The following is a 12,826-nucleotide window of genomic DNA, read 5'->3' as shown; positions in this document are numbered from 1 at the left end:
TCAATTATCAATTATTTCTTCATCGCACCAACGATGTCGCCGGCAGTCATAGCCTTAGCCTGCTCGTCAATCTTCTGCTGATAGCGCTCTGGGGTGATGGGCACAATCTCCATACCGTCGGACAGTTTGGTGATACCATTGGTCACATACTTGTCGCCAGCCTTCAATCCACCTGTTACCATGTAGTTCATACCATCGTTCTGTGGAGCAACCTGAATCTCGCTATACTTCACCTTGTTGTCGGCACCCAGCAGGTAAACAAACTTCTTGTTCTGAACCTCGGATACAGCCGACTGTGGGATGATGATGGCCGACGAATTGCTGTGAGGAATCACGATAGCACCTGAGCCACCACTCTTGAGCACGCGCTGTGGGTTCTGGAACAGGGCAATCATCTGTACCGAACCAGTAGCAGCGTCGATCACACCGCTCATCTTGGTTACAGTACCATCCAGATTATACAAAGTACCATCGGCCAACTTCAGCTTAACTGGTGGGAACTTTGATACGGCAGCATTCTGACCCCCCTCGCCCTTGCTCATCTCGAGGGCATCCTTCTCGGTTACCGAGAAATAAACCTCCATCGACGAGTTGTTTGATACGGTAGTGAGCACATTACCAGTGCTTACCAGAGCACCTACTTTATAAGGCAGAGTACCAACTACACCTGCAGCGGGACTCTTCACATAGCAGTAGCTCAGCATCTCCTTATTCGATGCCAACAGAGCCTCAGCCTGAGCTACTGTGGCCTTGGCCTGCTCGTACTGATTGGTGGCCTGCTGCAACTCAAAGTCACCAATCACGCCATTCTCGTGCAATTTCTGTGCGTTCTCATAACTCAACTTGGCAGTATTGAGCGAAGCCTTTGCTGTATTTACGCTAGCCTGTGCCTGGCGCACCTGAGCCTGATAAGTGACGTTATCAATCACAAACAGCACCTGTCCAGCGCTCACAGTCTGACCTTCCTTCACGTTAACCTGAGTAATGAATCCAGCCACCTTAGGACTAATCTGCACATCCTGTACACCCTTGATGGTTGCAGGATAAGTGGTCTGTGTTTCAGAACTCTGAGTACCTACAGTTGTTACAGGATACTCATTGTCGCCAAACTGGGGGCGACCACCGCCACCACCGCATGATGACAAAATCAGCGATGCAACGGTCATTACCAAAAACATTCTTTTCTTCATACTAACTATCATGTATCTAATTTAATCCAAACACAATTCAACCCGAAAACTTTGCGTATTACGCGCGGTTTTCGGGTTGCAAAGATACGAAAATTATATCTTACGATATATTCTTCTGAATAAACTTTTAACGTTTATTGCCTATAGCCTATAGAGCAACGCATTTTTTAACATTTAGAATGGAAATACCAAACCAACATTCAGTGTGCTATGACCATCGTACTGAGTTTTGTAGCAGTACTCGCACTTAAACGTGAGATTAGGGTTGAGAGGGTACTCCATACCGCAACCGATGTTCAGGCCCAGCTTAGAATCGCTACCCTCATCGTAGCTCCAACCCATCACGTTCAAACCTGCCAGAGGATAAACGGTGAACTTGCTGTTAGAAATATGGAACAGGTACTCTACGTTGATGTTGGGGTTCCACATGCTCACGTGATCCTTGTTGAAGTAGTAGTCGAACTGAGCGACACCACGAACATTCTCAGCAAACTCATAGCCAATGTTGGCACCGATACCACAATTGTTAGGTGAGTCGAGCAAGTAATTGAAATGACCGCTGATAGTGGTCTTACCAACTTGTGCATACGATGCCACACTAAGCATCAAAGCACAGATTCCCATTACAATCTTTTTCATAACTTTTGTCTTTTAAGAATTAAATTAATAATACAAAATACACATATATCAAAGTTTGATATAGATCTTCTTTCGATACAACACGTAACCGATGGCAAAATTCAGTAGTACAAAGTAAACTGCATAAGCAAACGATGCCCACTTGAGGGGCGCGATCACCGCATGAATGCCATTATATACCATTTCGGATACTTCGATATTTTTCAACAGAATAGCCAACAGTTCGCTCGACACATACAAGGCCAGCGCATTCACACCGAACACGTGGAAGAAGGTGGTCCAACCGCTCTTCTTCTGTATGTCGATCACATACATCAGCAGGGCCTGCAGCAGCGAAGCCAAACCGCACGTCATGAGCACGTAGCTGGGACTCCAGATGCGCTTGTTAAGAGGCAGACCATAGCTGAGCAGGTAGCCGCCAATCACACATACTGCACCAACCACAAACAGGGCAATCACCTTCTGTTCAACCGTTTCACGCTTGCGAATCAGCATGCCACAATAGAAGCCCAACAATACATGGGCTACCGATGAGATGGTACCCATCAAGCCCTCGGGGTCAACCGGACTTTTATGATAGATATGATCGTAGCCAAACAACTTTAAGTCGGCTTGCGCCAAAAAGTTCACGTTAGCATCCTCGGCATAGCCGTTACCCAGAATCAGGATGGCGGTATAGATGGCTAACAAACCACCAATCACAGACAGGGTGTACTTGTGATTACAGAACAGCGCAAACAGCGACACGATACCATAGCACAAAGCTATACGCTGCATCACCGCCCAGATGCGCAGATGACCGAAGCACAGTAGGTCGCCCTCGATGGCATGGTCGAACCAGTTGATAAACAAGCCGATAGCAAACAGCAGCACCGTACGCTTAACAATGCGACGGATGACCTGTGGGGTTGGCTTGAACTCCGACTTTACCAGCGAGAGATAGCACGAGATACCCATGATAAACAGGAAGAAGGGGAACACCAGGTCGCAGGGGGTCATGCCGTTCCACTTAGAGTGACGCAGCATCTCGAAGCTCTCGCCCCAACCGTTGTTCACCAGTATCATGCCTGCCACGGTGATACCGCGCAGTATGTCGAGACTTAATAATCGCTTACTTTCCATTGACCATTGAACATTGACCATTGAACATAAAATCTATCACCTCCTTGGCTACATCTACGGGTGAGCCTTCGGGGGCAGCTGAGTATGGTGTCTGGTCCAGCGTCCAGGGCTCTTCCATAGCGTAGTAGTCGAGCTTTACCTCCTGAGGCAATGCCATAGCAAACAGCTCGGCAGCTGTCTTAGTAGCATTCGGACCACCACCCAACAACTCAGGCTGTGGGGCTGTCTGCGCCTTCATCTGTGCAGCCAGAGCATCAAAATACGCTTTCCAGCGCACATAGTAAAAGTCTTTCAACAATCCCTGCCACTCCTTGTGGGCATAGTCGCGCAAACCACCTGTATCGGCACAGTAACGGTTACCCCAGGTAGTGATCTGTACGCGCGCGTTCCATTCATATAGTTTCTTCTCCTCGGCAGTGTTTCCGGCATTCACAGCATCCTGAGTCCAATGACCTACACGGAACTCGGTGCGGGTACCCAGCAGCTTATCCTGCAGAAGCAACATTTTTAAGAAATGCTCGGCATCGCAATCGAACTGCTTACGACTGAAAGCCTTGTAATCGGCAATAGTCTTCTGGTACTGCAAACGTGCCTGATCGGCCAGAGCCTGACGGGTGATATCCACCAGATCGTATTCAAAATTCTCTCTTCCTGAGAGCGGCATAGCCGAGCGGTCATTACCACAATACTTCTCGGCCACACTATTCATCAGCTTGGCTGCCTTCTTGGTCATTGCAGGATCGTAGTAGTTCTTCATCTTCGACCAGCTTGATGCCTGGAAGTTATTGAGTGTGGGGCGACCGCAGAAGATACTCTCGTGAGGGCCCTGCTGGTTGTTGCCTGCAGGACAGTTGTAGATGCTCTTGGCCAGAGTAAGCCAAGCCTTCTCGATAGCCTCATCCTCTACACCATAGCGTGCCTTCACATAATTCTTAACCCACTGTTCCTTGGTAAACTTCTCGGGGCGCCAAGGCAGCTCGCTCATCAGCTCGAACATCACAGGATTGTTCTCTGAACCCTCCATGGTGAAGCCGATGCCCTTTAACTTTGAGCTTTGAGCTTGGAACTTTGAACTTTGCAACATATAGAAGTTGTCGAGCAACTGATCCATACGTCCGTGCAGACCTACGTTAGCACCGAAGTTCTCAAGCAGACAGAACAGCCACTGGTGCTGCTTGTAACCCTGCTCACGCTTCCAGATGCTGGGTATACCGAACATGGGGCGACACTCCGAGAAGAGATCGAGCACCAGCAGGTCGCCAGTCTTCATGCCGTCCACCATGGCCTCGCGAGGATTCTCGGTCCAACCCTGAATCACCCATACAGCCTTAGGATTCACACGTTTCATGGCCTGCATCATGGCCTGACCGGCTTTAGCATAATCGATATTTGGATCGTCATTACTCTCATGGAAGGGATCCATCGAATAGTAATCGGCCTTACCAAACAGCTTGGTGAGCTCATTATAATATAAGGTGGCAATTTCGGAGAATCGCGCATCGGTAGGCAACAGGTTGGCAGGGCGCTGGAAACCATTCCACAGACCTGCGTCGGCCACGTTCAAGCCTAACTTCTCCTTTGCGTCGTGGGGCACCATACCGCAATAGCCTGGCAGTACGGGGTGCATGCCCAACTGCTTCATGCGAGCCAGAATCTGCTTCTGCAGCTTTTCCTGACGGGCATACCACGATGTGGGCAGTGGTCCACCCCACCCTTCGAGGTTGTTCATTTCCCACCAAGCCAAGAAGGCAGGACCGGCGATAAACTCGCCCACCTCTTTCTCGGTGTAGCCTAACTTCAGCAGCATATTACGCCACACGCACTCCTCGCCAACAATAGCCAGTGGCATGTTGATGCCGTGAAGTGCCATCCAGTCGATCTCCTTTTCCCAGCGTTTCCAATCCCAGAAAGCCATCGAATAGCTGAAGGTGCAGTAGTTGAAATCGTAACGCAGCGACAAATCGGTTTCGCGGCGCTCTTTCTTGGTTACTGCAGGCAGCTTGGCAGGCAGTTTGGCCTGCATCTGGTTCCAAGAGAGGTGGATGCCCGCATAATATTTCAGATACCAGTTCAGTCCCGAAGCGATGTTTACCCACGAGTTACCGCGGATAACCACCTTATTGCCAGCCTGGTCGAGTTCAAAGAAATCCTTGTCGCTCTTTACCAGCTGTGTTTTAAATTTGGCCGAAGCGCCCTTGTCGATTCTTTCCAGCAAATCATCTACAGGATTTGCCCACATCTGTATAGACAGCAGAATTCCGATAATAGTTAGTAGTTTCCTCATATCACTTAATTAGTTTCATTTCCTTTGCTTTTGCCATTAACAATGCCATGAGCGGTTCGCGCTCATTCTCCACCTTATTATCTAATACAGCATCCTTCAGGTACTGCTTGAGCACACCTACCTCGCGGCAGGGCTGCAGATGGAACATCTCCATAATCTCGTTACCATCAATCACAGGCTGCAACAGGCGCACGTAGTCCTTCTCCTTCAGGTCGGTCAACTTTTCGCGCACCATGCGGAAGTTCTCAAGGAACATTTTTTTGCGCACCTCGTTCTTCGAGGTGATATCAGCCTCGCACAGGGTCATCAGGTCCTCGATATCCTCACCCGCATCGTTCATCAGTCGACGTACGGCCGAATCGGTCACAATCTCATCGGCAATCACGATGGGACGCATGTGCATATCTACCAACTTCTGCACGTACTTCATCTTCATGTCGAGTGGCAACATGAGGCGACGGAATATCTGAGGCACCATCTTGGCACCTATCATATTATGATTGTGGAAGGTCCAGCCGATGGCTGCATCCCAACGTTTCGACTTGGTTTTACCCACATCGTGCAACAGGGCTGCCCAGCGCAACCACTGGTTGTCGGAGTGCATAGCCACATTATCCAGCACCTCGAGGGTGTGGTAGAAGTTATTCTTGTGCGCACGACCGTTCTTCTGCTCTACGATATCGAGTGCCGACAGTTCGGGCAGGATGATATTGAGCAGACCGCAACGCTGCAAATCTACAAAACCACGCGATGGTGTCTTAGAAAGAATAATCTTGTTAAGCTCGTCCTTGATACGCTCGCCGCTCACAATCTTGATTCTGTCGGCCATGCGTTCCAGGGCCACAAAGGTTTCCTCCTCAATCTGGAAGTTAAGCTGTGTGGCAAAACGGATGCATCGCATCATGCGCAAGGGATCGTCGCTAAAGGTGATGCCTGGCTCCAGCGGGGTAGCAATGATACCATCCTCCAAGTCGGCCAAGCCATTAAACGGGTCGACCAGCTCGCCAAAACGCTCCTTGTTCAAGCAGATGGCCATGGCATTGATAGTAAAGTCGCGACGGTTCTGATCGTCCTCCAACGTTCCGTTTTCGACAATAGGTTTACGGGAGTCGTGACTGTAGCTCTCCTTGCGAGCCCCCACAAACTCCACCTCGTATTCGGTACCCTTCTGCCAGAATTTCACCTGGGCAGTACCAAAGTTCTTAAATACGCTAAGATGTGCTTTCTTGCCTACGATGCGCTTGAGTTCCTCGGCCACCTTGATGCCGCTGCCAACTACCACCACATCGATATCGTTAGACGGACGTTCCAGGAATATGTCGCGTACATATCCGCCCACCACATAGCACTCCAGACCCAATCGATCTGCAGCCTCGCTTATTTGGTGGAAGATGTCCTGATTTAATATCTCTGCTAATTCCTCGTCGCTATATAAATTCATTATATATACCTTTTTAGTTTGCAAAGATACGGATTTTTTTCCTTTCCACCAATTATTTTAGCATTAATAAATAAAATAATCCTTGTTTGTCTTCTTTTTAATATTTTCTTTAATACTGCTGTATAACGGATCGTATTTGGCATTAGGCTTATTAATGGTAAAGCCCTTTACCTTTATAATATAGTTCTCAACACTATCGGCCGACATCTGATCGAGATGCAACGACTCATTATAAAACGCCTCCATTTCCGGCAACGAGTTTTGCGTCAACAGAGGTTTCTCTCCGTAGTAAGCAAGTCCAAGAAGCAGGACCGCAGCAACTATCAACAACAGTTTCTTCATTTGCGTATAGTTTTTTAAGTGGTGCAAAGATAAGTATTAAATTTTAAACCGCCAAACATTTTTTTGCAAAATTACGTATTTTGATATCAATTTGCCACTTTTATTTTGTCATATCAGTCAAAAACACTACCTTTGCGCCAAGAAATCAGTTACATTGCCAATGGAACCAATTAACGACTTTTTTTCGCTGATGAGTTCATTCCTCTGGGGATGGCCTATGATAGTGCTGCTACTTGGTACGCACCTGTTCCTGACGTTCAGGTTACGCATACCTCAGCGCAAACTGTTCACAGGCATCAAGCTATCCGTAAAGAAGGACTCCAAGGCCGAAGGCGACGTGAGTCAGTTCGGAGCCTTAGCCACCGCACTGGCTGCCACCATTGGTACAGGTAACATTGTAGGTGTGGCCACAGCCGTAGCCTTGGGCGGACCAGGTGCAGTACTGTGGTGCTGGTTGACAGGTATCTTCGGTATATCGACGAAATATGCCGAGGGACTGTTAGCCGTGAAATACCGCGTAAAAACAGCCGATGGCAGAATGCTTGGCGGTCCGATGTACGCCTTGGAGCGTGGTTTGGGCATGAAGTGGTTAGGTATTCTGTTTGCCATTTTTACGGCTTTGGCCTCGTTTGGTATCGGCTGTACGGTGCAGGCCAACTCGATAGCCCTGCTGGCACACGAAACTTTCGGAGTACCTGCCTGGATTATCGGTTTAACCGTTTGTCTGCTCACCGCTCTGGTTATCTTAGGCGGTGTAAAAGCCATTGCCAAGGTGTGTACGGTGCTGGTACCTTTCATGGCACTGCTGTATGTACTGGGGTGCATCGCCATACTTTGCATTAATAACAGTTACGTATGGCCAGCCATCCAACTGATTATCAATTCGGCTTTCAACCCATCGGCTGCAGGTGGCGGATTTGTAGGCGCCACAGTGATGATGGCCGCCCGTTATGGTATTGCCCGTGGCTTGTTCAGTAACGAGAGCGGACTGGGTAGTGCCCCCATCGTGGCAGCTGCCGCCCAGACACGTAACCCTGTGCGCCAGGCCTTGGTGTCGAGCACAGCCACCTTCTGGGATACCGTCGTAATCTGTGCACTTACAGGATTGGTATTGGTAAGCAGCATCCTGGCCTATCCCGACATTACCTATGCCGATGGCGCAGCACTTACCAAAGTGGCCTTCTCGAAAATTCCCTACGTAGGTGCACCCTTGTTGGCATTCGGTATTCTGACGTTTGCTTTCAGCACCATCATTGGCTGGAGTTACTATGGCGAGAGTGCTGTAAACTATCTTGAAGGCAGAAGAACCAACCGTTTCTACCGCATTCTGTTTATCGTGTCGCTCTTCTTCGGATCTATCATTAATCTGGACATTATCTGGAATATTGCCGACTGTATGAACGCACTGATGGCGATACCTAACTTGATAGCCCTGCTACTGCTGAGCGGTGTGGCTGCCCAGGAAACCAAGAAATACCTGTGGAGCAACCGCTTGGACGACGAGATGGAAGAAGTGAAAGATGAAATATAAGGTGACAATCTATTAATAATTAAACCAAGGTATGAGAAAAAACATTTTAATGCTGGCCGTAGCTATGATTGCGGCAATGTGCGTAACCACGTCGTGCGGAAACAAAGCCCAGAAACAGGACGAAACGCAGGCTGGACAAGTGAACAACTTCCGCATTAAGCGCGGAACCAACATCAGTCACTGGCTGTCGCAGAGCGAGCAGCGTGGCGAGGCCCGTCGCCTGCATATCCAGGAGGACGACTTTGCACGTCTGGAGGAGTTAGGATTCGACTTTGTACGTATTCCCATCGACGAGGTACAGTTCTGGGATGAGGACGGCAAGCAGCTGCCCGAGGCTTGGGGATTGCTGAACAACGCACTCGATTGGGCTAAGAAGCACAACCTGCGCGCTATTGTGGATCTGCACATTATCCGCTCACACTACTTTAACGCAGCAAACGAGGACGATAAAGCTGCTAACACCCTGTTTACTTCAGAGGAGTCGCAGCAGGGACTGATTAACCTATGGAAGCAGCTGTCGGACACCTTGAAGAACCGCAGCAACGACTGGGTAGCTTACGAGTTTATGAACGAGCCTGTAGCACCCGAGCACGAGCAGTGGAACCAGCTGGTAGCCAAGGTACACAAGGCCCTGCGCGAACTGGAGCCACAGCGTACACTGGTGATTGGTAGTAACATGTGGCAGGGACACGAGACCATGAAGTACCTGAAGGTGCCCGAGGGCGACAAGAATATCATCCTGAGTTTCCACTACTACAACCCTATGATTCTGACACACTATGGTGCTTGGTGGACACCACTGGGCAAGTATCAGGGCAAGGTGAACTATCCTGGTGTGCTGGTATCGAAGGAGGATTACGAGGCTGCTCCTGCTGAGATTAAGGATCAGCTGAAGCCTTACACCGAGCAGGTTTGGGACATCAACACCATCCGTGCCCAGTTTAAGGATGCCATCGAGGCCGCCAAGAAGTACGACCTGCAGCTGTTCTGCGGTGAGTGGGGTGTTTACGAGCCAGTGGACCGCGAGTTGGCTTACAACTGGACACGCGACATGCTGACCGTATTCGACGAGTACAACATTGCCTGGACTACCTGGTGCTACGATGCCGACTTTGGTTTCTGGGATCAGCAGCGCCACACCTTCAAGGACCGTCCATTGGTTGAGTTGCTGATGAGTGGCAAAAAACTGGGAGACGAGTAAAGATTAAACATTAAACATTAAACATTAAACATTGAAGAAAGTAATACTGCCAATATTGGCGATACTGATATTAACGGCTTGTGGCGAGACGAAGACCCGACAGGAAATCAATCGCCGCAAGGCCGCTTTGGTTGAGAAACAGGAAACAGAGTTGAAGAAAGCACAGGCCGAATTATGGAAGACCGACAGCCTGTTGCAGTTAACCAATCAAAAATTTGATTCATTGACCAAGGAGGTAGAATTGCACAAGCAGTCACTGAAGGCTACACCCGAAGAATTGACTGCCCTGACACAACTGCGCATAAAACGCGATTCCATTCGTACTCAATACGAAGCTTTGGGGCTGAAAATCCGCTATATACACAAAAAGCAGAAAGAAAAGTAGCAGTTCGCAGACATGCTAACTTCAAAAAAAGTGAAAAGTGGCTAAAAAGTTTTCCACTTTTCACTATTTTTTGTACCTTTGCACCCGATATGACCCAATTTGAAAAGACAAACGCTCAGTTTGAGCAGGCTCTGGCAGAATGCAGAGCACTGTTCGAGAAGAAGCTGCACGACTACAAAGCGTCGTGGCGCATCCTGCGTCCCACGGCATTAACCGATCAGTTGTTTATCAAAGCCAAGCGCATCCGCTCGCTCGAGATTAAGAAAGAATCGCTGGTGGGCGAAGGCATACGTCCGGAGTTTATCGCACTGATTAACTACGGCATTGTAGGTCTTATCCAGCTGGCTAAGGGATTTGCTGATACGGTTGACATCAGCAACAGCGAGGCCATGGCACTCTACGACGAGCATGCCAAGGAGGCCCTGGAACTGATGAAGCGTAAGAACCACGACTACGACGAGGCGTGGCGCGGCATGAGGGTTAGTAGCTATACCGACCTGATTCTGACAAAAATTGAACGTATCAAGGAGATCGAGAACTTGCAGGGCGAGACACTCGTGAGCGAGGGTATCGATGCCAACTATATGGATATCATTAACTACGCGGTCTTTGGAGTAATTAAATTATCGGAGGACGACGATAACGCCACAGCATGAAGAAAGCTGCCGTTAACATCTGCCGAATAGTGCTGGCACTGACGTTTATCTTCTCAGGATTCGTCAAAGCCGTTGACCCACTGGGAACACAGTACAAAATACAGGACTATCTGGTGGCAATCGGATTAGGGCGCATGATGCCCGACTTTACCACGCTGGCCTCATCGGTACTGTTGGCAGCCACCGAATTCTTCTTAGGCATCTGCTTGCTGTTTGCCATCAGGCGTCGCATTGTGTCGAAGCTGGTGCTGGCCATCATGGTCGTAATGACACCGCTCACACTCTGGCTGGCCTTGAGCAACCCTATCAGCGATTGCGGTTGTTTTGGCGACGCGCTGGTGCTTACCAACTGGCAAACGCTGTGGAAGAACGTGATACTGCTGGGCGCAGCCATCGTGGTATGGAAATGGCCATTGGAGCAGGCACGACTCATCAGTCAGAGCAATCAGTGGATAGTGATGAACTACAGCTTGGTGTTCATTCTGCTGTTTATCTCGGGCAAGAGTCTGTACACCCTACCCCAGTTCGATTTCCGTCCCTACCACATTGGAACCGACATACGCGAGGGTTGGACAAAGATGATGGAAGGCGAGGATTCGCCCTACACCGATTTGTTTATCGAGCAGGTGAGCGATGGCGAGGACCTGACGGAGCAGATACTTACCGACGAGGGATACACCTTCCTGTTGGTTGCCCCGCATCTGGAACAGGCCGACGACTCACGATTGGACGAGATTAACCAGATGTACGAGTACAGTCTGGATAACGGATATCCGTTCTACTGTCTGACAGCCAGTGGCGAGAAAGCCATCGAGAGCTGGCGCGACCTGACAGGTGCCGAATACGCCTTCTGCCAGACCGACGACATCACACTGAAAACGATGATTCGCTCGAACCCTGGACTACTGTTGCTCAAGGATGGTAAGGTGATACGCAAGTGGAGCCACAACAACCTGCCCACCGAGGAGGAGTTGACCACCAAGCTTGAAGACAGCGAATTAGGCCAGTTGCCCACCGAGACCGCAACCACCAAGATACTGTGGGTATTAACGTGGTTTGTACTACCGCTGGTACTCCTGACGATTGCCGACCGCCTCTGGGCTTGGACCAAGTGGGTGAGACGAGAGAAGACAGTGAATAGTGAATAGTGAAGGCCTCGATTGAGTGAGAGCAGAGTCAAGCTTGCTTGAGCTATGCCGAACGTGAGAGGACTAGATACGAAGTATCAATAGTGATTAGTTTTTTTACATTATAAAATTTAGTAGAATTATGAGAAAGAAAATTGTAGCAGGAAACTGGAAGATGAACATGAATCTCCAGGATGGTATCGCTCTTGCAAAGGAGCTGAACGAGACTCTGAAGGCTGACAAGCCAAACTGTGGTGTAGTAATCTGCACTCCATTCATCCACCTCGCATCTATCGCACAGTTCCTCGACCAGGACATCATCGGTCTGGGTGCTGAGAACTGCGCCGACAAGGAGAAGGGTGCTTTCACTGGTGAGGTTAGTGCCGAGATGGTAAAGAGCACAGGTGCTCAGTACGTTATCCTGGGTCACTCAGAGCGTCGTGAGTACTACAAGGAGACTCCAGAGATCCTGAAGGAGAAGGTGCTTCTGGCTCAGAAGAACGATCTGAAGGTTATCTTCTGTATCGGTGAGAGCCTGGAGGAGCGCGAGGCTGGCAAGCAGAACGAGGTAGTAAAGGCCGAGCTCGAGGGTTCAGTATTCAACCTCTCTGAGGAGGACTTCCGTAAGATCGTTATCGCCTACGAGCCAATCTGGGCTATCGGTACCGGTAAGACCGCTACTGCTGAGCAGGCTGAGGAGATCCACGCTTACATCCGTTCAATCATCGCCGAGAAGTATGGTCAGGCTGTAGCTGACGACACTACTATCCTTTACGGTGGTAGCTGCAAGGCTAGCAACGCTCCTGAGCTGTTTGCTAAGCCCGACATCGATGGTGGTCTGATTGGTGGTGCTTCATTGAAGGCTGCCGACTTCAAGGGTATTATCGACGCTTGGAAGAAGTAATCGC

The 12,826-nt window shown here is 49.4% G+C and carries 10 protein-coding genes and 2 pseudogenes; 5 read left to right on the top strand and 7 right to left on the bottom strand.

The window, feature by feature from the left end; translation table 11 throughout:
* Positions 1-11: 11 nt before the first annotated feature.
* From T499_RS0102895 to T499_RS0102870, 7 genes and pseudogenes are all read right to left on the bottom strand, one after another.
* Positions 12-1,190: an efflux RND transporter periplasmic adaptor subunit gene (locus T499_RS0102895; RefSeq protein ID WP_033149670.1), complete on the bottom strand. Its 1,179-nt coding sequence runs from the start codon at positions 1,188-1,190 to the stop codon at positions 12-14.
* A gap of 174 nt (positions 1,191-1,364) precedes the next feature.
* Positions 1,365-1,829 (bottom strand): outer membrane protein, encoded by a 465-nt coding sequence (locus T499_RS0102890; protein WP_033149669.1) that lies wholly within the window; start codon positions 1,827-1,829, stop codon positions 1,365-1,367.
* Between the two features lie 48 nt (positions 1,830-1,877).
* Positions 1,878-2,951 (bottom strand): acyltransferase family protein, encoded by a 1,074-nt coding sequence (locus T499_RS0102885; protein ID WP_033149668.1) that lies wholly within the window; start codon positions 2,949-2,951, stop codon positions 1,878-1,880.
* Entirely contained in the window at positions 2,941-4,911 is a 1,971-nt protein-coding gene (locus T499_RS0102880) for an alpha-N-acetylglucosaminidase (RefSeq protein ID WP_369793363.1), read from the bottom strand. Before T499_RS0102880 ends, T499_RS0102885 begins: the two co-directional genes overlap by 11 nt.
* Before the next feature lie 42 nt (positions 4,912-4,953).
* Positions 4,954-5,190: pseudogene (locus tag T499_RS15085) on the bottom strand (alpha-N-acetylglucosaminidase N-terminal domain-containing protein); the annotation flags it as partial.
* 46 nt (positions 5,191-5,236) lie between these two features.
* A complete protein-coding gene (locus T499_RS0102875) occupies positions 5,237-6,676 on the bottom strand; it encodes an HD domain-containing protein (protein ID WP_033149666.1) in 1,440 nt (479 codons plus the stop codon).
* Positions 6,677-6,739: 63 nt separating this feature from the next.
* Positions 6,740-7,018, bottom strand: coding sequence for a hypothetical protein (locus tag T499_RS0102870; RefSeq protein ID WP_013063461.1), 279 nt, complete (start codon positions 7,016-7,018; stop codon positions 6,740-6,742).
* 160 nt (positions 7,019-7,178) lie between these two features.
* Here T499_RS0102870 and T499_RS0102865 point away from each other — a divergent pair, with 160 nt between their 5' ends.
* From T499_RS0102865 to tpiA, 5 genes and pseudogenes are all read left to right on the top strand, one after another.
* Complete coding sequence (locus T499_RS0102865; RefSeq protein WP_033149665.1) at positions 7,179-8,549, top strand: alanine/glycine:cation symporter family protein; 1,371 nt, start codon at positions 7,179-7,181, stop codon at positions 8,547-8,549.
* 31 nt (positions 8,550-8,580) lie between these two features.
* A complete protein-coding gene (locus tag T499_RS0102860; RefSeq protein WP_084162863.1) occupies positions 8,581-9,750 on the top strand; it encodes a glycoside hydrolase family 5 protein in 1,170 nt (389 codons plus the stop codon).
* 31 nt (positions 9,751-9,781) lie between these two features.
* A complete protein-coding gene (locus tag T499_RS0102855; protein WP_157054485.1) occupies positions 9,782-10,135 on the top strand; it encodes a lipoprotein in 354 nt (117 codons plus the stop codon).
* A gap of 89 nt (positions 10,136-10,224) precedes the next feature.
* On the top strand, positions 10,225-10,791 hold the full coding sequence (locus T499_RS0102850; RefSeq protein WP_013063675.1) for a DUF1599 domain-containing protein: 567 nt from the start codon (positions 10,225-10,227) through the stop codon (positions 10,789-10,791).
* Positions 10,788-12,822, top strand: a pseudogene (gene tpiA, locus T499_RS14905) (triose-phosphate isomerase). Before T499_RS0102850 ends, tpiA begins: the two are co-directional and overlap by 4 nt.
* The last annotated feature ends 4 nt before the right edge of the window (positions 12,823-12,826 follow it).

Origin of the sequence: Prevotella sp. RM4, assembly GCF_000701965.1 — a bacterium.
Lineage (GTDB): Bacteria > Bacteroidota > Bacteroidia > Bacteroidales > Bacteroidaceae > Prevotella > Prevotella ruminicola.
This window is presented reverse-complemented; position numbering and strand designations above follow the sequence as displayed.